Source organism: Bradyrhizobium sp. (assembly GCF_035652035.1).
Lineage (GTDB): Bacteria > Pseudomonadota > Alphaproteobacteria > Rhizobiales > Xanthobacteraceae > Bradyrhizobium.
In genome coordinates, this window is sequence record NZ_DASREO010000052.1 from 32,304 (window position 1) to 55,470 (window position 23,167).

At 62.1% G+C, this 23,167-nt stretch carries 21 protein-coding genes and 1 pseudogene; 12 read left to right on the plus strand and 10 right to left on the minus strand.

Annotated features, from left to right (window positions below; all coding sequences use genetic code 11):
• Positions 1 to 23: 23 nt before the first annotated feature.
• Both VFB05_RS14675 and VFB05_RS14680 read left to right on the plus strand, forming a co-directional pair.
• On the plus strand, positions 24 to 1,361 hold the full coding sequence (locus tag VFB05_RS14675; protein ID WP_325013449.1) for an LLM class flavin-dependent oxidoreductase: 1,338 nt from the start codon (positions 24 to 26) through the stop codon (positions 1,359 to 1,361).
• 78 nt (positions 1,362 to 1,439) lie between these two features.
• The gene (locus VFB05_RS14680) at positions 1,440 to 3,116 is read left to right on the plus strand and encodes an alpha/beta hydrolase (protein ID WP_325013471.1); all 1,677 of its coding nucleotides are present in this window, start codon (positions 1,440 to 1,442) and stop codon (positions 3,114 to 3,116) included.
• A 329-nt stretch (positions 3,117 to 3,445) separates the two neighbouring features.
• On the opposite strand, the gene VFB05_RS14685 is transcribed toward VFB05_RS14680, so the two are convergent.
• On the minus strand, positions 3,446 to 3,898 hold the full coding sequence (locus VFB05_RS14685) for a universal stress protein (protein ID WP_325013450.1): 453 nt from the start codon (positions 3,896 to 3,898) through the stop codon (positions 3,446 to 3,448).
• A gap of 307 nt (positions 3,899 to 4,205) precedes the next feature.
• Between VFB05_RS14685 and VFB05_RS14690 the strand changes: the two genes are divergently transcribed.
• Together VFB05_RS14690 and VFB05_RS14695 are read left to right on the plus strand one after the other, a co-directional pair.
• Positions 4,206 to 4,412 (plus strand): hypothetical protein, encoded by a 207-nt coding sequence (locus tag VFB05_RS14690; RefSeq protein WP_325013451.1) that lies wholly within the window; start codon positions 4,206 to 4,208, stop codon positions 4,410 to 4,412.
• A 57-nt stretch (positions 4,413 to 4,469) separates the two neighbouring features.
• The gene (locus VFB05_RS14695) at positions 4,470 to 7,208 is read left to right on the plus strand and encodes an HAD-IC family P-type ATPase (RefSeq protein WP_325013452.1); all 2,739 of its coding nucleotides are present in this window, start codon (positions 4,470 to 4,472) and stop codon (positions 7,206 to 7,208) included.
• Here VFB05_RS14695 and VFB05_RS14700 read toward each other — a convergent pair.
• Both VFB05_RS14700 and VFB05_RS14705 read right to left on the minus strand, forming a co-directional pair.
• On the minus strand, positions 7,158 to 8,879 hold the full coding sequence (locus VFB05_RS14700) for a Na/Pi symporter (protein WP_325013453.1): 1,722 nt from the start codon (positions 8,877 to 8,879) through the stop codon (positions 7,158 to 7,160). The two genes, VFB05_RS14695 and VFB05_RS14700, sit on opposite strands and share 51 nt — an antisense overlap.
• A gap of 98 nt (positions 8,880 to 8,977) precedes the next feature.
• A complete protein-coding gene (locus VFB05_RS14705; protein WP_325013454.1) occupies positions 8,978 to 9,880 on the minus strand; it encodes a polyphosphate kinase 2 family protein in 903 nt (300 codons plus the stop codon).
• A 260-nt stretch (positions 9,881 to 10,140) separates the two neighbouring features.
• On the opposite strand from VFB05_RS14705, the gene VFB05_RS14710 reads away from it, so the two are divergent.
• Both VFB05_RS14710 and VFB05_RS14715 read left to right on the plus strand, forming a co-directional pair.
• Positions 10,141 to 11,412 carry an MFS transporter gene (locus VFB05_RS14710; protein ID WP_325013455.1) on the plus strand — a complete coding sequence of 424 codons (1,272 nt, stop codon included), beginning with the start codon at positions 10,141 to 10,143 and terminating at the stop codon, positions 11,410 to 11,412.
• Between the two features lie 158 nt (positions 11,413 to 11,570).
• The gene (locus VFB05_RS14715; protein ID WP_325013456.1) at positions 11,571 to 12,257 is read left to right on the plus strand and encodes a glutathione S-transferase family protein; all 687 of its coding nucleotides are present in this window, start codon (positions 11,571 to 11,573) and stop codon (positions 12,255 to 12,257) included.
• Positions 12,258 to 12,310: 53 nt separating this feature from the next.
• On the opposite strand, the gene VFB05_RS14720 is transcribed toward VFB05_RS14715, so the two are convergent.
• The 3 genes and pseudogenes from VFB05_RS14720 to VFB05_RS14725 form a co-directional block, all read right to left on the minus strand.
• On the minus strand, positions 12,311 to 12,715 hold the full coding sequence (locus tag VFB05_RS14720) for a RidA family protein (RefSeq protein WP_325013457.1): 405 nt from the start codon (positions 12,713 to 12,715) through the stop codon (positions 12,311 to 12,313).
• 51 nt (positions 12,716 to 12,766) lie between these two features.
• Positions 12,767 to 12,862: pseudogene (locus VFB05_RS32175) on the minus strand (DUF1127 domain-containing protein); the annotation flags it as partial.
• A 79-nt stretch (positions 12,863 to 12,941) separates the two neighbouring features.
• Complete coding sequence (locus VFB05_RS14725; protein WP_325013458.1) at positions 12,942 to 13,379, minus strand: nuclear transport factor 2 family protein; 438 nt, start codon at positions 13,377 to 13,379, stop codon at positions 12,942 to 12,944.
• Between the two features lie 96 nt (positions 13,380 to 13,475).
• On the opposite strand from VFB05_RS14725, the gene VFB05_RS14730 reads away from it, so the two are divergent.
• From VFB05_RS14730 to VFB05_RS14740, 3 genes are all read left to right on the plus strand, one after another.
• Entirely contained in the window at positions 13,476 to 14,396 is a 921-nt protein-coding gene (locus VFB05_RS14730) for a LysR family transcriptional regulator (RefSeq protein WP_325013459.1), read from the plus strand.
• A gap of 247 nt (positions 14,397 to 14,643) precedes the next feature.
• The gene (locus VFB05_RS14735; RefSeq protein WP_325013460.1) at positions 14,644 to 15,915 is read left to right on the plus strand and encodes a flavin-dependent oxidoreductase; all 1,272 of its coding nucleotides are present in this window, start codon (positions 14,644 to 14,646) and stop codon (positions 15,913 to 15,915) included.
• A gap of 134 nt (positions 15,916 to 16,049) precedes the next feature.
• Positions 16,050 to 17,777 (plus strand): SulP family inorganic anion transporter, encoded by a 1,728-nt coding sequence (locus tag VFB05_RS14740; protein WP_325013461.1) that lies wholly within the window; start codon positions 16,050 to 16,052, stop codon positions 17,775 to 17,777.
• A gap of 57 nt (positions 17,778 to 17,834) precedes the next feature.
• Here VFB05_RS14740 and VFB05_RS14745 read toward each other — a convergent pair whose 3' ends face one another.
• The 4 genes from VFB05_RS14745 to VFB05_RS14760 all read right to left on the minus strand — a co-directional run bounded on the left by VFB05_RS14745 (position 17,835) and on the right by VFB05_RS14760 (position 21,314).
• Positions 17,835 to 18,377: a potassium channel family protein gene (locus tag VFB05_RS14745; protein ID WP_325013462.1), complete on the minus strand. Its 543-nt coding sequence runs from the start codon at positions 18,375 to 18,377 to the stop codon at positions 17,835 to 17,837.
• A 17-nt stretch (positions 18,378 to 18,394) separates the two neighbouring features.
• Positions 18,395 to 19,498, minus strand: a complete 1,104-nt coding sequence (cax, locus tag VFB05_RS14750) for a calcium/proton exchanger (RefSeq protein WP_325013463.1) — start codon at positions 19,496 to 19,498, stop codon at positions 18,395 to 18,397.
• Between the two features lie 153 nt (positions 19,499 to 19,651).
• Entirely contained in the window at positions 19,652 to 20,071 is a 420-nt protein-coding gene (locus VFB05_RS14755) for a PaaI family thioesterase (protein WP_325013464.1), read from the minus strand.
• Positions 20,072 to 20,159: 88 nt separating this feature from the next.
• Entirely contained in the window at positions 20,160 to 21,314 is a 1,155-nt protein-coding gene (locus tag VFB05_RS14760; RefSeq protein ID WP_325013465.1) for an A/G-specific adenine glycosylase, read from the minus strand.
• A 27-nt stretch (positions 21,315 to 21,341) separates the two neighbouring features.
• Between VFB05_RS14760 and VFB05_RS14765 the strand changes: the two genes are divergently transcribed.
• The 3 genes from VFB05_RS14765 to VFB05_RS14775 all read left to right on the plus strand — a co-directional run.
• Entirely contained in the window at positions 21,342 to 21,821 is a 480-nt protein-coding gene (locus tag VFB05_RS14765) for a DUF721 domain-containing protein (protein ID WP_325013466.1), read from the plus strand.
• A 100-nt stretch (positions 21,822 to 21,921) separates the two neighbouring features.
• Complete coding sequence (locus VFB05_RS14770) at positions 21,922 to 22,578, plus strand: DsbA family protein (RefSeq protein WP_325013467.1); 657 nt, start codon at positions 21,922 to 21,924, stop codon at positions 22,576 to 22,578.
• Positions 22,579 to 22,626: 48 nt separating this feature from the next.
• Positions 22,627 to 23,167, plus strand: a 541-nt coding sequence (locus VFB05_RS14775; protein WP_325013468.1) for a thioredoxin domain-containing protein, incomplete at its 3' end; no start/stop codon positions are given.

A 23,167-nucleotide genomic window follows, 5' to 3' on the forward strand; every position in this document is an offset into this window, starting at 1 on the left:
GACGGGATGAGGGGAACGGCGCCATGACCCGGCAGATGAAACTGATCGGCTTCCTCCAGGCCCAGAACTGCTCGAATTATCCGGCATCCTGGCGGCATCCCTCGTCGAAGCCGAACTGGTTCTCGCGCGAATACTACGAGGAGATCGGGCGCACGCTGGAGCGCGGAAAATTCCATCTCGCATTCTTTGACGACCGCCTCGCGATACCGGACCGCTACGGCGACGATTTTGCGGAAACCATCCGTCACGGCATTCGCGCCGCCAAGCTCGACCCGGTTGCGGTCGCGCTGACGATGGGGCTTGCGACGACGCGGCTCGGGATCGGCGTCACCTACTCGACGACCTATTATGAGCCGTTTCATGTGGCGCGTGTGTTTGCCACGATCGATCTTCTCCTCAACGGCCGCGCGGCCTGGAACGTCGTCACCTCGCTGAACGATTCCGAGGCCGCCAATTTCGGCGCGTCAGAACATCTCGGCCACGATCTGAGATACGACCGCGCCGACGAGTTCATGGAGGTGGTGCTGGGGCACTGGAACAGCTGGGAAGACGATGCAATCCGTTTCGACCGCGACAACGGCCTGTTTGCCGATCCAGACAAGGTGCACCGCCTCGACCATCAAGGACACTTCTTCAAATCGCGCGGGCCTTTCACGGTACCGCGCTCGGCTCAAGGACATCCCGTCATCATCCAGGCCGGGCAGAGCGGGCGCGGCAAGGCGTTCGCCACGCAATGGGGCGAACTGATCTTCGTGGTCTACCCGAACCTGCAAGTCGCCAAGAAGCAGTACGGCGAATTCAAGCGCGCCTTTGCCGAGAAGGGCCGCGATGCCTGCATTGCGCCAGCGGTCTATCCGGTCGTTGCGGAAACGCAGAGCGAAGCCGAAGACAAGTTCGCCGTCATCGACGCGCTGGCGAAGCCGATCGATGCGCTGGTGCTGCTGTCGGAGGTGCTCAATTTCGACTTTGCTTCGAAGCCGCCCGACGAACCATTTACATCAGAGGAGTTGCAGGCGATCAGCGGCATGCAAGCGCTGCGGGATCGCGTCGTTCAGGTCAGCGGCAAGACCAATCCGACGGTGCGCGATTTCGTCGAGCTCTCTGGCCGGGGCACGGTGCGCGAGATGCCGACCTTTGTCGGCTCGCCGAAGATGGTCGCGGATCAGTTCGAGCAATGGTTCACGGAGCGCGGATGCGACGGATTCGTGATCGCGGCAACGCATGTGCCCGGCACCTATGAGGATTTTGTACGCCTTGTCGTGCCCGAATTGCAGCGCCGCGAACTGTTCCATCGTGACTATGAAGGCGAGACGCTGCGCGAAAATTTCGGCCTGCCGAGGCCGCTGGTGCGGCGACACTGACGTTCCCTTCAGTTTTACTGCAACCTCTTCGGAGGATCGACCGTGGTGAAAACTTCAGCACCGATCATCTGGCGGCAAATGCAGTCGCTGTCTGGCGTCGGGCTGGTCCTCGGCGCGCTGTTTTTCGCTGCCGCGCTGACGCCGACGCTCATCCCGCGGAGCTATCTCACGCAAGGCGCGCTCGCCGGAGGCTGCTTTGCGATCGGCTACGGCGCTGGCGTGCTCTGGCGCTGGCTTTGGCACTATCTGGAGCTGCCCGAGCCCTCGTCCCGGCTTCGATCCGTCACCAACGCGTTCCTCGCGGTTGCCTGTCTCGTCGTCGTCATCGTGTATCTGTGGCGGGCGGCGGAATGGCAGAATTCGATCCGCGCCGTCATGAACATGGAGCCGGTCGAAACGGCGCATCCGCTCAAGACTTGCGCGATCGCCCTGATGACGTTTTTCGCGCTGCTGATCTTGGCGCGGCTGTTCGCCCTCGTGACCCATTTCCTCTCGACGCAGATCCGGCGCGTCATTCCGCGAAAGATCGCCAATGTCCTCGGGGTGCTCATCGCAACCCTGCTGTTCTGGTCGATCGCCAGCAACTTCCTGATCCGCACGGCCTTTCGCGCGCTCGATTCGTCCTTCCGCGAATGGGACGCCTTGATTGAGCCCGAGCGGGCGCAGCCAACCGCGCCTGGAAAAACCGGAAGCACGGCATCGTTGGTGAGATGGAAAGAACTCGGCCGGACCGGTCGCAGATTCGTGGCGTCGGGGCCAACAGCGGCACAGATCGGCGCGTTCACCGGTCGGCCCGCCCACGATCCCGTTCGTGTGTATGTGGGGCTGCGCGGCGCCGATACGCCGCGCGCGCGCGCAAGGCTGGCGCTGGAGGAGCTGAAGCGCCAGGGCGGCTTTGCGCGCTCCACCCTCATCGTGATTACACCGACCGGCACCGGCTGGATCGATCCCGCAGCCATGGATTCGGTCGAATATCTTCTCGACGGCGACGTTGCCAGCGTCGCTGTGCAGTATTCCTATCTCAACAGTCCGCTGTCGCTGCTGTTTCAACCCGAATATGGCGCAGAGGCGGCGCGAGTTTTGTTCGCTGAGATCTACGGCTATTGGACCACGCTGCCGAGGGACGCGCGCCCAAAACTCTATCTGCACGGCCTGAGCCTCGGGGCCAAGAACTCGGAGCAATCGGCGGAGCTGTTCGAGACGATCGGCGATCCAATCACTGGTGCCCTGTGGAGCGGGCCACCGTTCGCGAGCCGCATCTGGCGCTGGGTCACCGAGAACCGCAATCCGGGGTCTCCGGCCTGGCTGCCGCAATTTCGTGACGGCCGCTTCGTGCGATTCATGAACCAGAACGGATCGACGGTTCCGGCCGATGCGCCATGGGGCGCGATGCGCGTCGTCTATCTGCAATATGCGAGCGATGCTATCGTGCTGTTCGACTACCGCGATGCATACCGCCCCCCTGCCTGGATGAATGCGCCGCGCGGCCCGGATGTTTCACCACAGCTGCGCTGGTACCCGGTCGTCACGATGCTGCAGCTTGCGCTCGACATGGCCGTCGCGAACGGCACTCCGATGGGTTTTGGCCATGTCTACGCGCCGGAGCATTATATCGATGCTTGGGTTGCCGTGGCCGATATCCACCACTGGTCCCCCGATGCGCTCGCAAGACTCAAGGATCATCTTGGGCGCGCCGCGCGCAAGGCAAGCGCCAATACCGGTCACGACAATTCCTACGACGACCGCGGAGGATGAGGCCTCTGGTGTGGCGGTTCAGAAGTCCGCACCACTGCGTGCCGCGGGTTCTTCATGCGGACTTCTGAACCAAAGCCACACTAAATCAATAGGTTTGCTAGTGTCCTTTCGATTCCGAAGTTCGAAACGTGGCTCCGAAAAATGATACGAACTTCGGAATCGGGACACTAGTGGTCCGATTCTAACATTTGTATCCCTTCCCAGCTGGCACTTTTACAAATGTTAGAATCAAAGGACCACTAGCAAATATCAGTTTCTAGTGGAGCTTTGGATTTGACATTCGCTTGGCGAACGCGCGGCCACGGGTAGCGAATGTCAAATCCGCTCCACTAGTGCACGACCAGCACCGGCACGCTTCCGTCGGCCAGAACCTCCGATGTTTGACTGCCCAGGAACAGCTTCCTGAGGCCGCGACGTCCATGAGAGCCCATGACGATCAGGTCGCAACCTCCGGACTTTGCCGTTTCGATAATCGTCGTGGCCGGGTGTGCATTCGGAACATGCAAATATTCTGCAGATATCCCGGCCTGTTCCGCTATCCCTCGCGCTTCGTCGAGCACTGTGCCCGCGCGGACCTTGCAGGCTGCGTCAAAGGCATCGAACTCTCGCTGCGAGGGAATCCATCCCGAGGCGTGTCCGCCCCCATAGTCGACCGGCAAAGGTTCCGTGACGGTGATGACCGTCACCTTGGCGTTCAAGGCCTTTGCCAAGTCAATCCCGTGCTTGACGCCCTTTCTCGCAACATCCGATCCATCCGTGCTCAAGAGAATATTGGCGTACATTTTCGGACTCCCGTGCTGGTTGAACATTCTCCTTAAAAAAACTGACCCTTGACTTATACGCCGACACGCCGGTGCTGGCAGCCGTTCCGGTAAATGGAACCAGTTGGGCTTCGTGGCCGTTAAGTCAATTGGTCCAATCCCGCCTTGACGTAAGGTTGTGGAGAGGAGCGCTGTTTCGGACAGCATTTGCGATCGCCGTTGAGCTGCGAATGCGGACACGGGATCAGGCGGAGGTGTCTCGCCCTGCCCGCGCCATCACGGAGCTCATGGCGTTCACAGCGACGAAGGTTGTCAAAGGAGGTTTGTCATGGCCGCTTACACTGCTGACGGTGCGATGCTGTTGGCGAAGAAGTTTGGGGGGTTGGTCCTGATCTTTTTCGGCATCCTCTGTATCGCGATCGGTTTGGAGTATCGCTCAAACGGACTTTCACTTGGACTCTTTGCCGCCGGCATCATCGCCCTCGCCTGCGGCATCGCGCTCCTTGCGCTCAAAATCATCCGTCGCAACGAGTAGTGCTTCGGAGTGCGCTTTAAGGAGGAGCTCACGGGGGGCTTAGGGATGCGCGTAGCAATGAACGCGTCCACGGCCAGCAACGCCTCGGCGTGGCACGCGGTATCCGCCGACGCGGTCGCGAAACAGCTCGCGACCAGCCGCGAGACGGGGCTCGACGCGACCGAAGCCGCGACGCGGCTGCAAAAACACGGCCCGAACCGCCTGCCCGAGGGCAAGAAGCGAGGACCGTTGATGCGGTTTCTCGCCCAGTTCAACAACATCCTGGTCTATGTCCTGCTCGGCGCCGGCTTCATCAAGCTGATGCTGAACCTGTGGGTCGACGCCGGCATCATCTTCGCCGTGGTCATTCTCAACGCGCTGCTCGGCTTCATCCAGGAAGGCAAGGCCGAGAAGGCGCTGGATTCGATCCGCAACATGCTGTCCGCCGAGGCAAGAGTCTTGCGCGGCGGCGGGACGCGCATGATCGCTGCCGACCAGCTCGTGCCGGGCGACGTCGTGCTGCTGGAGTCCGGCGACAGGATTCCGGCAGACCTGCGCCTCGTCGATGCCAAGAACCTGCGCACCGAGGAAGCGGCGCTGACCGGCGAATCCGTGCCGGCCGACAAGACCACCGATGTCGTAGCTGCAAATGCCACGGTCGGCGATCGGGAGAACATGGCGTTTTCGGGCACGATGGTCGTATCGGGCCGCGCCACCGGCATTGCTGTCGCCACCGGCAGCGACACCGAGCTCGGCCGCATCAATCAGTTGCTCGCTCGTGTCAGTCCGCTCGAGACCCCGCTGCTGCGCCAGATCAAAAAGTTCGGCTACAGCATCACCGCCGTGATCGGCGTGATCAGCGTCTTGATCTTCGCCTTCGGAAAATGGGTGGCGGCCATCAACTTCGTCGAGCTGTTTCAGGCCGTCGTCGGCATCGCCGTCTCGGTTATCCCGGAAGGATTGCCGGCGCTCATCACGATCACGCTCGCCATCGGCGTCCAGCGCATGGCACAGCGCAATGCGATCATACGGCGCTTGCCCGCCGTCGAGACGCTCGGATCGGTCTCGCGGATCTGCTCGGACAAGACCGGCACGCTGACTTTAATGGAGATGATGGTGGTGTCTGCCGTCACCGCCGAGTCCGCCTACCAAGTCACCGGCGACGGCTATGCGCCCGACGGCGAGATACGGAAGGACGGCAAGCCTGCAGCCAAGGACGCCGTGCTCTCGCTCATGGGCCGCGTCTCCATGCTGTGCAACGACGCCGAGCTTTTCCAGCAGGAAGGGACATGGAAAGTGGAAGGCGATCCCACCGAGGGCGCGCTTTATCCTTTTGCGACCAAGCTCGGCATGGATCGCGCCACCGAGCAAGCCGCCTCGCCGCGGATCGACGCGATCCCGTTCGAATCCGAGCACAAATTCATGGCGACGCTGCACAAATCCGCCGACGGCAACCAGGCGCTGTTCGTGAAAGGCGCCCCGGAAGTCATCCTCGCTCACTGCGATCGCGCGCAGACCGCGAGCGGCCAGGCGGTATCGCTCGACCGCGCGCATTTCACGCAAAGCTCGGACCAACTCGCCGCCCAGGGCGAGCGTGTACTGGCGCTGGCCTGGCTGGAAAATCCGGCTGTCCAGGCAGGTAACCTCGGTCCGGCCGACCTGCCAAAAACCCTTGTCCTGCTCGGGCTGATCGGTCTTCTCGATCCGCCGCGCAAGGAAGCCATCGAGGCCGTCAAGGAATGTCACGGCGGCGGCATCCGCGTCACCATGATCACCGGCGATCACAAGATCACAGCCGCGGCCATCGCCAAAATGCTCGGCATCGGCGACGGCAAAACCGCGATCACCGGCGGCGAGATCGAGGATATGGATAGCGCCACACTGTGCGAATGCGTCCGCGATGTCGACGTCTTTGCGCGCGCAAGCCCTGAGCACAAGCTGCGGCTGGTAAAGGCCATTCAGGCCAACAAGCAGATCGTGGCCATGACGGGCGATGGCGTCAACGACGCGCCGGCTCTCAAGAAGGCCGATATCGGCGTCGCTATGGGCATCAAGGGGACCGAGGTCACCAAGGAGGCCGCCGGCATGATCCTGGCCGACGACAACTTCGCCTCCATCACTGCGGCCGTGAAGGAGGGACGCACGGTCTACAACAACATCGAAAAGGCGATGCTTTTCATGCTGCCCACCAACATCGCGCAAGGGTTGGTCATCGCAGTTGCGATCTTCTTCGGCTTCACCATGCCGATCACGGCGCCACAGGTGCTCTGGGTCAATATGATAACTTCTGTTGCGCTTGGGCTCGTCATCTCTTTCGAGCCGCACGAGATCGACGTGATGAACCGTCCCCCGCGCGCGGTGGGCCGCCCGATCGTGACCGGCTTCGGCATCTGGCGCATCGCCTTCGTCGGCCTGGCGCTGCTCGCCTATACGCTCGTGGCGTTCTTCTGGATGAAGTCTCACGGCGCATCGGATGCGCTCGCCCGCACCGTCGCGGTCAACGCGATTACGATCGGTCAAGTCTTCTATCTCCTGAACAGCCGCTATTTGCTGGACTCGTCCTTCTCCCTGACCGCGCATACGGGAAACAGGTACCTGCCGCTCGGCATCGGCGCGGTCGTGATCCTGCAACTGCTGTTCACCTACGCGCCGCCATTGCAGCGTCTGTTCGACAACGAAGCGATTCCGCTGTCGGTTTGGCCATGGCTGCTCGCGGGTGGTGTGTTGTTCTTCGCAGTTGTGGAGGCGGAGAAGCTCGTCATCCGTTCATCCGATAGCTTGCGGAAGGCTGTCAGCGCGGTCGAGGCTGGAACGTGAGCTTGTCTCATCATCGTGACCGGCAAGGTGCCACGTGCAGCGCCAGGCGTGCCGCACCAGCGCTTGCAGGCTGCGCAGGGCATCGACGCGAACGATTGCCGCCTCGGCAGAGAATTTTCCGTTAGCGGCCGCGTCCAAGGTCGCGCGACGGTGAGCGAGCTGCACCTTCTCCAGCTCTGTGGCAATGTGCTCAAGTTGCGCGAGCGCGTCGGCGGCGGGTATCGCTTTTGCGCCTGGCGCTTGCGAAGTCGTGGCCGACCGGTCATCAGGCGGCATTGCGACATCGTCCGCAACCGAGATTGCGAGCCCCATTGCATCCGCGCATAACTGGCTGGCGCGCAGCTCGTCGGGCCGGTCGCGCACCGCGCCGAACGAGATTCCCCCGGCGATTTCCGCGAGCCGGGACGCGTGGTCGAGCGCGTGCAACGTGCTCGTCAGCCGCCGTTGCTCGTCGCCTGTGTCCGGCGGTCCGGATACATCCGAGAGGAAGATTTGCGCCTGGTGCAGCACGTCGACCGCCTCACCCACCGAAATCGCGCTCTTTCCCGGGACGTCGCCGCGGATCTGCGCCCCCAGCGCCGCCTCGACCGAGCCGCATACCGCGACAAGCGACCGCGCGATCGTCCGCCGCACTGCTTCCACGGCGAGCACCGGCGTCGCAAGCGCGGAAGGATCGAGATAGCGCGTGAGCGGCGAGCCGCGATCGGGCAGGATGCGCTCCACCAGTTGTGTGAAACGATCGACGAGCGGCAGCAGAACCGCGACCCCGACGATATTGTACGCCGTGTGATAGGCGGCCAGCAGCGTCACGCCGTCGATTGCGGCCGAGGCGCCGATGAGCAAAGGCGTCAGAATCGGAAACAGCACCAGCGCAATCACGGCCGCGATCATTTTGAACAGCACATAGGCGATCGCGAGCCGCTTCGCCGTGGTGCTCGCGCCGATCGCCGCCAATGCGGAACTGGTGGCCGTTCCGATGTTCTGTCCGATGATCAACGCGCAACCCTGGTCAAGTCCGATGGCGCCGGAGAAATAGGCCGACAGCGTCACCGCGATCGCTGCCGTGGACGACTGCATGATCGCAGTCATCACGAGGCCGATCACGACCAGCACCAGCGCGCCGAACATCGCCCGCCACCATCCGGTATCGCCACCGGCGAGAACCGCGGGCAAGTCCGCCGGATGCAATCGTTCGGCCAGCCCACCCATTCCCTGCTGCAGCGTCGTCAGTCCGAACAGCACGAGCCCGAATCCGGCAAGTGCGGCGCCGGCTCCGGATATCCGCCCGCTGGCGAGCAGCTTGATCAATGCGCCTGCGAAGATCATCGGCAGTGCGGCCGCCGTCAGCGAGACGCGCACGCCGATGAGTGCGACCAGCCACCCGGTGCCCGTGGTACCGACGTTCGCCCCAAACACCAGACCGAGCCCTTGCGGGAAGGTCAGCAGGCCCGCGCTGACGAGACCGATCGTCGTCATCGTCGTTGCGCTGGACGATTGCACCAGCAGCGTGACCAGCGCGCCCCAGAAAGAGCCGCGCAGCGGCGTCGCAGCCGCCTTGCCAAGCAGCGTCTTCAGCCCGGAGCCAGCCAGGGCCTTCAGGCCCTCCGTCATGACGGTCATGCCGAGCAGAAACAGACCGACGCCGCCAAGGACCGAGATTGCTGTCGACATGCGCATTCCCGAAATGATGAGGCCGTCTTTCGATTTTAGCGCAGCTGCAATGTGAAAGCATTGGAAAGAGCACGATGACGCGTGCTGCGCGCGGTCTCCTACTTTTCCCGGCCGAGTTCTGCGCGCGCCGTTTGCAACTGCTTCTTCTTCTCGGCGTCGATCGTCGGAAACGAGAGATTGAGTTCCTCGACTGCCTGCACGATGGCTGCGGCGACAACGAGCCGGGTGAACCATTTGTTGTCGGCCGGCACCACGTACCACGGCGCCCGCTCCGACGCGGTAGCCCGAATGGCTTCCTCGAACGCATGCATGTAGTCATCCCAGAAGGCGCGCTCCTGCACGTCGGCGGGCGAGAACTTCCAATGCTTGTCCGGCTTGTCGAGACGCTCCATGAAGCGCTTCTTCTGCTCCTTGCGCGACAGGTGCAGGAAGAATTTCAGAACGATCGTTCCCTGCCGCGTGAGGTAGTCCTCGAAATGCGCGATGTCGGAAAGCCGCTCCTGCCAGATGTTCTTGTTGACGAGTTGCGCAGGCAGATTCTGTCGTTTCAGGATATCCTCGTGCACGCGCACAACGAGGACTTCCTCATAGTAGGACCTGTTGAAAATCCCGATCCGCCCCCGCTCGGGCAGCCGCTTTGAGTAACGCCAGAGAAAGTCGTGTTCGAGGTCCTCCGACGAGGGCTGCTTGAACGAGACAACCTGGCAGCCCTGAGGATTTATTCCTGACATGACGTGCTTGATGGTCCCGTCCTTGCCGGCCGCATCCATCGCCTGAAACACCAGAAGCAGCGACCAGCGGTTCTCGGCGTAGAGCATCTCCTGCTCCTCGGCGAGCCATTCGGTACCCTGTTGCAGCAGGTCCCTCGCTTCGCCCTTGTCGAGCCTCAAGCCACGCGTGTCGCCCGGATCGAAGCCGGCGAGTTTGAAATCATCGCCTTTTGTGATGCGGAACGGCTGGACGTACTTCTCGATACGATCGAGGATCTCTCTTCTCCGCATGGCGCGCATCCTTTTTAAAAAAACACAGGTCCAGTGCCGCGACGCGCTTCGTACACTGCACCTTTTCTGCCTCTCGCCGATAGCGTTATTTGGCCGAAGCACACCTCTCGATTCATCGCGCCGGGCAGGAAACAAATCCGTTTGTCAAGCCATCGAAATAGCGCATGGCCGGCATAAATGGAGCCGAGGGTCTGGCGGCGCGTCGGGAGAGCTGGCGGCGATCGCATGACCTCATCTCTTTCTCTTCGCGAATGAATGCAATGACCGAACAGACCATGACGGCCACGATCGATGAACCGCAGGAGCGACCCCGCGGCTTTTCGCGCTACCAGTCGATCCTCGTGGCGCTATTGGCGCTCGTCCAGTTCACGATCATCATCGATTTCATGATCATGTCGCCGCTCGGCGCCATCATCATGCCGGCGCTGGATATTTCGCCCGCACAGTTCGGTCTGGCGGTCTCGGCCTACGCATTCAGCGCAGGGATCTCCGGCATCCTGGCCGCAGGCTTTGCCGACCGGTTCGACCGCAAGCGGCTGCTGTTGTTTTTCTATGCCGGCTTTACCCTCGGAACGGCGCTCTGCGCCGTCGCGCCGAACTATCATGTGCTGCTGACGGGCCGGATCGTCACCGGTCTGTTCGGCGGCGTGATCGGCTCCGTCGTGATCGCCATCGTCACCGACCTGTTTGCTCTGCAATTACGCGGCCGCGTCATGGGCTTCGTGCAAACCGCCTTCGCTGCAAGCCAGGTGCTCGGCATCCCGGCCGGTCTTTTCCTCTCCAACCACTGGAACTGGCACGTCGCGTTCGGCGCGCTGGTTGCGCTATCGATCGCCGGAATGGCCGTGGTCGCGTTCCTGATGCAGCCGGTGAATGGCCATCTCCTGCTGAAGCAGGATAAAAACCCCTTCCGGCATCTGATCGCAACGGTCACGCAACGCCGCTACTGGCTGGCTTTCATGTTGACGACGCTGCTGGCGACCGGCGGCTACATGCTGATGCCGTTTGGCAGCGCCTACACCGTGCACAACCTCGGCATCGACATCGTTCATTTGCCGACGATCTATCTCGTCTCCGGCCTGTTCACGATTTTCATCGGGCCACTGGTTGGGCGATTGAGCGATGGGATCGGCAAATTCCCCACCTTCGCTTTCGGCACCGCTTTGTCGATCGTCATGGTGCTGATCTACACGAATCTCGGTCAGGTCAGCCTGACGGTTGCGATCGCCGTCAACGTCGTTCTGTTCGTCGGCATCTTTTCGCGCATGATCCCGTCGCAGGCGCTGATTTCCGCGATCCCGGAAGCAGCCCAGCGCGGCTCCTTCAGCGCGATCGGCGCCTCGCTGCAGCAACTCTCCGGCGGGCTCGGCTCGGTCCTTGCCGCGGCGATCATTGCGCAAAATGCCGACGGTTCACTCTCGCATTTCAACCGGATCGGCTTCGTCGTCGTGACGACGGCGGTGATTTCCCTGGTCCTGATGTATTTCGTGCAGCGGCCGATCGCGGCGCAAGCCGGCAAGCGCGTCGTCTAGCCGGCGAGCGTGAGCAGGCTGCGCGGCCCGCGCCATTGCGCGCCGCGCAATGCACCTTTCACAAACTCGTCGCTTGCCCTCAGCAGTGAAATTTGTGCAGTCTCCGCAACCATTGCGCCGCGCCCCGCATTCGCGGCGACAACAAAAGGGAGATTTGAATGCTCAAATTCTATTTCAATGGCGCGCCGAACCCCACCAAGGTCGCGCTGTTCCTGGAAGAGACCGGCCTGCCCTGCGAACTGATCGCGGTCGACACCCGCAAGGGCGACCAGTTCAAGCCGGAATTTCTCAAGGTCAATCCAAACGGCAAGGTGCCGGCGATCGACGATGACGGCACCTTCGTTTTCGACAGCAATGCGATCCTGCTCTATCTCGGCGAAAAGACCGGCAAGTTCATGCCAGCCAACACGCCGCAAAGCCATGCGCAGCTCTATTCATGGTTGATGTTCATCGCGACCGGCCTCGGCCCCTATTCCGGACAGGCTGTGCACTTCAAGCACTTCGCGCCGAAGGACCTGGAATACGCACACAACCGCTACCAGTTCGAAGCCCACCGCCACTACAAGATCCTCGACGATCACCTCGCCAGGAACAAATACATGCTCGGCGACACCTATACGATCGTCGACATGGCGTTGTGGGGCTGGGTGCGCATGGGCGCATTCATCCTCGGCGAGGAAGGTTTCGCCAAATACCCGAACGTCAAGCGCGTGCTCGACGAAATCTCGGCGAGGCCCGCGGCGGTGCGCGCGCTGGCGCTGAAGGACAAGTTCACCTTCAAGGCCGAGATGGACGACGAAGCCCGCCATATCATGTTCGGTCACCTCAAGACCAAGGCGGCCTGATCGATCTTCTCCTGAACGGCAAACGGCGCCCTCACGGGCGCCGTTTTCGTTTCTCACCTGTCAATCGCGGCAATGACCTCGATCTCGATCAGCCAGCCGGGCCGCGCCAGCCGGCTGACGACGACAAGCGTGCTCGCCGGCGGTTTTGACGTGTTGAGATGCCGCTCGCGGATGGTGCGCAGCTTCGCAACGTCGTCCTGGCCGACTTCGGCGACGAGGTAGGTGTTCATCTTGACAATGTCGGCCATGTTGGCGCCCGCCGCCTCGAGCGCCAGCTTCAGGTTCTTGAACACCTGCTCGACCTGAACTTCGAAATTGCCTTCGCCGACCAGTTTGCCCGACGCATCGGCCGACACCTGGCCCGCGATGAAGACCAGGGTGCCGCTGCTCACCTTGGCGACGTGTGAATAGCCTGATGGCGGCGGTAGCGTCGCCGGGCTGAATATCTCCTTGCTCATGGCATTCTTCCTTTCTTGCCGCGCCAAGACGGCATCGGCAATATCGCATCGATAAAGACCGATATCCCGCAATTCGCGCTCATTCATGGCAAGGAGCTGACGCCGCGCCCGGCTGCGTTCGCGCCACAACCGAACCAGGCTGACCATCGATCGCAATCGAGAGCATGGAATGCCGCGACAATCGCCGGCGGCAGATGCGGCTTCCGCATCAACGCGCACCAGTCGCTCAACCCGCTGCGGTTTCCGGAAACTTGCCCAGCGCGCGCTCGGTCAGCACGGAATCGCAATACTCCCTGATTTCCGTGATCTTGCCGCCCTTCAGGCGAAACACCAGGCAATAGTCGTTGTCGTAGCGCACGCCTTCCCGCGTGACGTTGTCGCCCTTGGCCTCCACCACGACATGATCGCCGTCGGCGATGAAACGATGCGCGATCGTTCGCGTGCGTTCGGCGAGACGCGTGCGCACATGTCCATGAAGATCGTTGAGGATCGATTGCTTGCCGGTGAAGGTGCGCGACCAGGAATATTGACCGGTCACGGTCCAGGTCGCGTCGTCGGCAAGACTTGCAACGAACAGCGCGCGATCGCGCACTTCGGGATCTGGATTGCCGGCGGCGGCGAAAATCTCTTCGATCAGTCTCTTGTTGCTGGCGGTATCGCTCATGGCGGCCACTTTCGGATGGTCAAAAAACGCCGTCGATCATTGCGCCGAGATCTTATATTCTTCCAATCGATATGAAATATGATAATCATTCATTTCATGAATTTGAATTCGCTTGACCTCAATCTGCTGGTCGCGCTCGATGCGCTGCTCAAGGAAGCCAGCGTCAGCCGCGCGGCGATGCGGATCGGCCTGTCGCAGCCCGCCGCGAGCCATGCGCTGCAACGCTTGCGCGATGTCATCGGCGACCCGCTTCTGGTGCGCACCGGCGCGCGGATGGAGCTGACTCCGCGGGCGCAGGCGCTGCGCGGTCCGCTGGCGCAGGCGCTCGATCAGGTGCGCACCCTGTTCATGCCGGATGAATTCGACGCCGGCCGCAGCGAACGGCACTTTCGGCTGATGATGCCGGACCTCGCCGTCGAGCTCTTGATGCCGCCCCTGATGGAAAAAGTGACAAAGCAGGCGCCGGGCGTGACCATTGACGTGGTGCCGTGGCGGGGGCCGGCGATCTTCACGGCGGAATTTGCCCGCACCATCGACCTCGTGATCTCGATCGGCGACGCCTTCAAGGGCTTTCACCGCCAGCGGCTCTATACCGACAGCGACGCGCTTGCGGTTCGCCGCAAACATCCGGTTGGCGCGAAGCTGAAGAAGCGCGAAGCTTTCCTTGCCGCGCGGCATGTCGCGGTCGTGATCCGCGGCGCGAGCGAAGACCTGATCGATACCTGGTTGCGCTCAAAGGGCATCGAACGGCGGATCGCGCTCGTGGTGCCCGGCTATATCGAGGCCTTGCACGTCTCCGCGCGCACCGACCTTGTCGCCTTCGTGCCGCGCCGCCTGATCGCGGCCCTGGCGAGGCAGCTGTCGTTGCAAACGGTGACGCCGCCGCTCGATCCGGGCATCGACGAGCAGCACATGTTTTATCCGACGCGCGCCCAGTTCGATCCCGGATCGCTCTGGCTGCGCAAGCTGATGCTGGAAACCGGCCGCGGGCTAGTGCCCACTTTCCGAAGTTCGTGATCCCTCGCAGCACCCTCTTGCACGAACTTCGGAAAGTCATGGGCACTAGCAACTCATGATACCAGTGCCGCTCTTCTATTTGACGTTCCTGGCTGGGCTCGCGGCGGGTGGTGCAGGAACGTCAAACAGGCGACACTGGACGGTCCGAAAAGATTAACGGGTTGAGGCTCCCTCATCTCTGAACCTTCGCAGTTGCCCCCTTGCGCGCCACATGTCATGACGCCGTCATGAGGGGGTATCGGGTCTCATGACGGTTCTGATTGCAGGTGGTGGAATTGGCGGACTGACGCTGGCGCTCAGCCTGCATCAGATCGGCGTTCCCGCCAAAGTCTTCGAGAGCGTTCCTGAGTTCAAGGCGCTTGGCGTCGGCATCAACGTGCTGCCGCATGCCGTTCGCGAATTGATCGAGCTTGGCTTGTACGAGCGGCTCGATGCTGCGGGCGTCGCGACCAAGGAATTGGCCTATTTCTCCAAGCGCGGCAAGCTAATCTGGAGCGAACCGCGTGGCCTCGAGGCCGGCTACAAGTGGCCGCAATTTTCGATCCATCGCGGCACGCTGCAGCAGCTCCTGGTCGAGACGGCGATCGAACGGCTCGGCGCCGAGAACATCCTCACCAGCCATCATTTGAGCGGCTGGCGGGAGGCCGCTGGCGGCATTCGCGCCAGCTTCATCGACAGGGCGACCGGAAAACCGGCTGGCGAATACGAAGGCGCCGTTCTCATCGCTGCCGACGGTATTCACTCCGCCGCGCGCGAAAAGCTATACCCGAACGAAGGGCCGCCGATCTGGAACGGACGCATTCTGTGGCGCGGCGTCACCGCGGCGAAGGCGTTTCTGTCCGGCCGCACCATGATCATGGCCGGCCACGAGACGCTGAAATTCGTGTGCTACCCGATTTCAAAGGAACCGGACGCTGACGGAAAATTCCGGATCAACTGGATCGCCGAGCGGCACATGCCGCCGAGCTACCAGTGGCGGCGGGAGGATTACAACCGGACCGCAAAGCTGGAGGAATTCCTGCCGTGGTTTGCCGACTGGACGTTCGACTGGCTCGATGTTCCCGGCCTGATCAAGAACTGCACCCATGCGTTCGAATATCCGCTGGTCGACCGCGATCCCATACCGCAATGGAGCTTGGGCCGCGTCACGCTGATGGGCGATGCCGCGCATCCGATGTATCCGATCGGCTCCAATGGCGCCTCGCAGGCCATTCTCGATGCGCGAGTGCTCACGCGCGAGATTCAGGCGCACGGCGCCACGCAAGCCGCGCTCGTGGCCTATGAAGCCGAACGGCGTCCCGCCACGACGGAGCTGGTCCTGCTCAATCGTCGCAATGGCCCCGAGCAGGTGATGCAACTGGTCGAGGAACGCGCGCCCGACGGCTTCGAGGAGGTCACCGACGTGCTGTCGCGGCAGGAACTGGAAGAGATCGCGGCCAACTACAAGCGCGTTGCCGGTTTCCAGGTCGAGGGTCTCAACGCCAAGCCGCCGATAGTGCCGCGGGCGAACGCCATCTAGGCCTCAGCCTTGGCAGCTTGCCGCAAGACCGCTGTTTGATCGGCTGCAATCGCTTGAGATAGGTCAAAGAACACGCTCCAGAAGGGCCGATCCTTCTCCTTTTAACCAGCATGGCCTGGTCAGGAGAGAGCGCGGTGAGCCTTCCATGTCATTGGCTGCCTGGAATCGATACCGTCCGCCACTATCAGCTTGCGTGGCTGCGGCATGACATCTTCGCAGGCCTCGTGCTGGCGACCATGCTGGTGCCGGTCGGCATTGCCTACGCGGCTGCGTCAGGCCTGCCGGGCATCCACGGCCTCTACGCAACCATCATTCCGCTTCTCGCCTACGCCATTTTCGGCCCAAGCCGCATCATTGTGCTTGGACCGGACTCGGCCCTGGCTGCGGTCATCCTCGGTGTCGTTGCCCCGTTGTCCGGCGGCGACGCGGCGCGCGCCGTAACGCTTGCGGCGTTGATGGCACTCGTTTCGGGAGCCGTGCTGATACTGGCGGGCATCGCGCGGTTGGGCTTCGTGACCGAGTTGCTCTCCAAGCCGATCCGGTACGGCTACATGAATGGGATAGCCGTGACCGTGCTGATCAGCCAGCTGCCAAAGCTGTTCGGCTTCTCGATCGGGGACCAAGGACCTTTGCGAGACCTGTGGGCGATCGCCGGTTCAATCGGCGACGGCAAGTCAAACTGGGTCGGTTTCGCCATTGGGCTCGGTACGTTGATCGTCATCCTGCTGCTCAAGGATAGCAAGCGCCTGCCGGGAATCCTGGTTGCCGTCGTCGGAGCGACCCTTGTCGTCGCCGCACTCGATCTCGGTAATCGCTATGGTGTGAAGGTTCTGGGGCCGCTTCCTCAAGGCCTGCCGGCGCTCTCCATTCCCTGGATCGCGTACAACGATCTCATTTCCGTGCTGGCAGGCGGCTGCGCTATCGCGTTGATCTCGTTTGCGGACACGAGCGTGCTGTCGCGGACCTATGCGGCGCGACTCGGCGACAAGGTCGACCCGAACCAGGAGATGGTGGGGCTCGGCGTAGCCAACCTCGCAACGGGATTCTTTCAGGGTTTCCCGATCTCCAGCAGTTCCTCACGAACCCCCGTTGCCGAGGCTGCCGGTGCCCGCACCCAACTGACCAGTGTCGTCGGTGCACTCGCCATAGCCTTGCTTCTGATGGTTGCGCCAAACCTGTTACAGCACCTGCCGAACGCCGCGTTGGCTGCCGTGGTTATCGCGGCTGCAATTGGCCTGATCGAGGTTGACGATCTTCCGCGGATCTACCGGATTCAGCGATGGGAGTTCTGGTTGACGATGCTGTGCTTCGTCGGCGTGGCCGTGCTCGGCGCTATACCGGGAATTGGCCTCGCGATTGCGGTGGCCATTCTTGAGTTTCTGTGGGACGGCTGGCGTCCCCACTCCGCTGTCATGGGCCGCCCTCACGGCGTTGAGGGCTACCACGACCTCAAACGATATCCCGACGCGCGCCTCGTTCCGGGATTGGTCCTGTTCCGCTGGGATGCGCCGCTGTTCTTCGCCAATGCCGAGTTCTTCAGAGAGCGCATTCTGGACGCGATTGCGAAATCGCCGACCCCGGTGCGCTGGCTGGTGGTCGCCGCCGAACCGGTGACGAGCGTGGACGTGACTGCCTGCGACACCGTTGCCGAGCTGGACGAGGCGCTGCACGCCCGCGGCATCGAACTCTGCTTTGCTGAGCTCAAGGACCCCGTGAAAGACAAGCTGAAGCGCTTCGGATTGTACGCCCAGCTCGGCGAAGCCGATTTCTTTCCGACCATCGAGTCGGCGGTCTCGACCTACCTGAAAGTCAACAACGTCGAATGGGAGGACTGGGAGGATCGCGTTGAGGCCAATGCGTGACGGCAGCTCCCGAGTTTGCGCCGATCAGACGTTCATCACACCGCACGTTGACGAAAATCAATTGGAACGTCTTTGACCTGCAAGTCCGGCGAAGATCGAGAAAAAGAGCACATTATAGAGAAAGCCAAACATGATCTGCAGACAGACGACGAATTTTGCCCAGCCCGACCTGGGCGATATGTCGCCGTACCCCGTTGTCGTCATGGACACGATGCTGAAGTAGATCGCGTTGCCGAGATTGAGCTCGGTGGAAAACGCGTTTGCGTCGTGACGCACCAGATAAACGTAAAGCACGGCAAAGCAGAACGCCGCGAGGATGTAGGCCGCCGTGACGTCCATCAAAATTCTCCAGATGGGCGTGCGCTCCAGATAACGCGCGCTCCCCGCGCCGTAAATTCCCTGGAGCGTGCCGGCTATGCGCCAAATCAGATAGAGCCAGATTGCGAATACACCGGCCTTTGCAGCCTCCCCGACGAAGGTCGTCAGGCTGTTCTCCGGCAGGAATCGTGGCACGGCGGCTTCGACAAGGAGACCAAAGATACTGTAACCGACAAGAAGGGGTACGACAGGTCGGAGCCAGCTGCGCATTCGGCTCGTCATCGCTGCCCCTCCGGCTCCTACACGGGCCCGTGCGAGCCAGGCGGCACGACATACAGCGTCATGGCGAAGATGACGTAGATGAACACCAGCAGCGCGCCAATGAACCAGGCGGACCGTCCGCTGTTGGTGACAAAGCAGGACGTGAAGGTGGCGATCATCACCATCGTCACGGCCCCGGGCCAGAACTGCAGGTCCATCGGCTTGGGACCGACGAGATAGCTCAAGAGCACCAGCACCGGCGCCACGAACAAAGCAATTTGGGACGCGCTTCCCAGCGCAATGCTGACGCTCATGTCAAGGCGGTTCTTGCGCGCCGCAGAAAACGCGACTGCCATTTCCGCGGCGGCGCCGACGAGCGCAACAACAATGAAACCGACGAAAGCCGGGCTCAATCCAAGGGTCTCTCCTGCCTTCTGTACCGACCCTACGAATATTTCGCTGACCAGAGCGACCAGTACGGTGACCACAAGCAGCGTGCCGACCGCGAGGCCGATTGGCCAGCCGCCCTCGCCAGCCTCGCCATGCTCATGGCTCGCAAACAGCTCCCTGTGGGTCTTGAGCGAGAACAGCAGGCCGAGTGCGTAGGCGCACATGAGCAACACCGCCAGGCCCGCGCTGAGCTTCTGCGCCATCGCTTCGCCTTTTGCCGCATCAAGGTCGGCGACGGCGGCCGGTGCGAGTAGCGCGATCGTCGCCATCAACAGGAGTGCAGCGTACAATCTGCCACCGGCGCGATTGTAGTCCTGGACGTGGTTTCGAAGCCCACCGAGCAAAAAGGAAGCGCCGAGCATGAACAGCGAGTTCGTCACGATGGCTCCGGCGATCGATGCCTTGACCAGCATGTATTCACCGGCCTGAAGGGCGGCGATTGCGATGATCAGTTCGGTCAGATTGCCCAGCGTTGCATTGAGCAAGCCGCCGACTGCGTCACCCGTTTTCTCCGCGACACTCTCGGTCGCGTGACTAAGAAGCGTCGCCAATGGCACGATGGCCAGGACTGCCAGCACGAAAAGGGCTGTATGGGCTGACGGAGCCGCGTACTCGACTGCGAGCACGATCGGCACAAAAATCAACATCCACAATAGTGGATTGTGGCGAATTTCCCTGAGCAGAAGGTTCATGGTCAGGCCCGGCGATTTCGTGCACCGCAGAAAGCGGTATTGACCAAATACCTCGCAGGCCACTCGCGGGAGCGATTGATGTATGTCAAGGCAGCGAGACCGCGTAACCAATGCCGCCGTGATCTCGATTGCACTCAGCGCCGGTGCAAGCGACTAGCGCAGCGCCCTCGCCGCCTCGACGAGACGCGCGGTGGTGCTGGCGGTTGCGAGCACAGTGCCGTCATCTCCGATCAGCTTGCCTTCCATGAAGGCGACGCTCTTGCCGATCTGGATGACCTGCGCCTCTGCGGTCAGCGGCCCCGGTTTGGCGGGCGCGATGAAGTTCACCGTCAGACTGATGGTGGTCGCATAGTATCTGCCTTCGCTCGTCACGAACACGGCTGGTCCCATCGTGTCGTCCAGCATGGCCGAGAGGATGCCGCCCTGGATGAAACCGGCCGGGTTGCAAAACTCCGCCCTTCCATCGAAGCCGACCTTCAGCCAGCCGTCCCACGGCCGGGAATCAAGCAGCCGCCAGCCGAGCAATTTGGCCGATGGCGGCATGACAATGTCGTCGAGCGCTGTCTTGAGCATAGGAGCCTCCGTTGGAAGCAAATTAGCCCATGCCTGCTGCCAGCGTGGTGTCAGCACTGGCGGGGTCATTTGCGTTTGGAATCGCGGTTTAGCTGTTGCCGAGACCGTGGGCGATTACCTTGCGCATCACATTCGGCAGCGCTTCGCCGTCGAGTGTAGCAATCGGCACCCAGCGCATGCCCTTTGGCGTGCGGGCGCGTCCGGACACGCGGGCCGTGTAGACCACAAGCTCCAATGGAAAATGCGTAAAGACATGCGTGACCACGCCGACCTTCCGATGCCAGCGCGTCACACCGGTGAGTTGGGGCGCCTGTTTCAATGCGGCCTCGTCGTCCTGCGCCGCGCGCCAGTCCGAACCCGGCACCTCGGTCATGCAGCCGAGCAATCCCTTTTCAGGACGGCTGCGCACCAGAACTTCGTCGCCGCGCGTCACGACAAAGGCGGCGCCGCGGCGCAGCTTGCCCGTCTTCTTCGGCGCCTTGCGCGGAAACGTCTCCTGATCGCCGCGCGCTCGAGCGGCGCATCCCTCGTTGAGCGGACACAGACTGCACGCCGGTCTCTTCGGCGTGCAGATCGAGGCGCCAAGATCCATCAGCGCCTGCGCGCTATCCCCGGCTCGCGACTTCGCGATGCCGCCGGCGCGAGACTGCTCGTCGCCGGCTCTGGCGTCGCCGAGCAGCGTCGTCGCGAGCCTTTGGATGACGGGCTTCGCTTGCGGCAATGTTTCCTCGACCGCAAACAGCCGCGACACCACGCGTTCGATATTGCCATCGACCGGCATGGTCCGCCGATCGAAAGCGATCGCCGCAATCGCAGCCGCCGTATAGGGCCCGATGCCCGGAAGAGCGCGCAAGCCTTCTTCGGTATCGGGAAACACGCCGTCATGATCGCGCAAAACCGCGACTGCGCAGGCATGAAGGTTGCGCGCGCGCGAATAATAGCCGAGCCCCGCCCACATCCTTAAGACATCGTCGAGCGAGGCGCGGCCGAGCGCGGTGACATCACCCCAGCGCGCGAGAAATTTCTGAAAATAAGGCCCGACGGCTTTGACGGTGGTCTGCTGCAGCATGATTTCCGACAGCCACACCGCGTAAGGATCGGGCCGCTGGCCCGCCGGCGGACGCCACGGCAGCACCCTTCGGTGCCGGTCGTACCAGGCGAGCAGCAGCACGGGCCGCATCGCGGCCGGTTCCTCACGATCCGACGTTTTCTTCCGCAGGGCGGCGGCGCCTGATAGACTCATGGCCGTATGGTCGCAAACCGTCCCAAGATGAACAAGCCCGGCCCGATCTCGGCAAAGCCGTTATCCGTCCTGCTCAGCGACGTCTTTTCGGACGCCTATGCCAAGCAGGGATTTGCCGCTCGCGAACTCGTCACCCGCTGGAATGAGATCATCGGTCCCGAACTGTCGGCCCATTGCGAACCCCTGAAGATGCAGTGGCCGCGGCCGGTGGATGGCCAGCCGCAGGAAGCCGCCACGCTGGTGCTGCGTGTCGAGGGCCCGATGGCGCTCGAAATCCAGCATGCCTCCGATGTGATCCTTGAACGCGTCAACCGCTTCTTCGGCTGGAGCGCCGTGGGGCGGATGGCGTTGCGCCAGGGACCGTTGTCGCGAAAGCCACGGCCCCGCCCCTCGCCGCCACCGGACCCGCGGCAGGTCGAGCAAATCGCACAAACGCTGGCCTCGGTCGAGGACGACGAATTGCGGGCGGCGCTGGCGCGGCTCGGGGCCGCAATCAAGCGAAATTGACGTTTTCGCCAACTCTGGCGATCGTCGCACGCCATTGCCACATGGCTGGTTTCAAGCTAGCGAAGGCCCGTCCTTTCGCAGCCAAAGTCCGGAGCCGATCTTGATAATCACGCGTCGTGCCTTTACCGCCGCCCTGTCGCTGACCGGACTTGCCGCTCTCGCAGGATTTTCACCGTTTCACCTGATCTCCGAAGCGCTGGCCGACGATGCCTCCGCTGTCGCCCAACCGCAGCAATTGCCGGACATGGCGCTCGGGCCGAAAGATGCCCCGGTGACCATCACTGAATACGCCTCCATGACCTGCCCGCATTGCGCGGCGTTCAATGAGAACGTGTTCCCGAAGATCAAGGCCGCCTACATCGACACGGGCAAGATCCGCTACGTGTTCCGCGAATTCCCGCTCGACATCAAGGCGGCGGCCGGCTCGATGCTGTCGCGCTGCATCGCCAAGGACGATGCCGCCAAGTACTTCGCGGTCACCGACCTCCTGTTCAAACAACAGGCCGACTGGGTGATGAAGAACACCACCGAGACGCTGACCCGGATCGGCAAGCAGGCGGGCCTGAGCCAGAGCCAGGTCGAAGCCTGCCTGAAGGATCAGGCGCTGCTCGACAAGATCGTCGCCGACCAGAAATACGCATCCGACGTTCTGAAAGTCGATTCCACGCCGACCTTTTTCATCAACGGCGAGAAGATCAAAGGCGAAACCTCGTTTGAGGAATTCGACAAGCGGATCAAGGCGCTGCTCAAGAGTTAAGCTGTTCAGGCGGAACTGAAGCACATAGCGCCAATTCGGGAGCCGAGCTTGACCATTACGCGTCGCGCGTTGACCTCTGCCCTGTCGTTGACGGGCGCTGCCGCTTTGGCCGGTCTCTCCCCGTTTCATCTGATCAGCGCTGTCATGGCCAACGGCAAGGCCGACAACGTGGCCGAGCCGGCATCATTGCCGGACATGGCGCTCGGACCGGCGGATGCGGCCGTCACCGTGGTCGAATATGCATCGATCACCTGCCCGCATTGCGCGGCGTTCAATCAAAACGTGTTTCCGAAGGTCAAGGCCGCCTACATCGACACCGGCAAGATCCGTTTCGTGTTCCGCGAATTCCCGCTCGATCCCGTTGCCGCGGCCTCAAGCGTCTTGTCGCGCTGCATCGCGGGCGGCGACCCCGTCAAATACTTCGCGGTCACTGATGAGCTGTTCCGGCAGAACTGGTCGAAGGTGACGAAACCCCGCGACACGCTGAACGAGATCGGCAAGCAGGCCGGTCTGGACGATCAGCAGGTCGGGAACTGCCTGAAGGACGACGCGCTGTTCAGCCAGATCGTGGCCCAGCGGGCCAACGCCA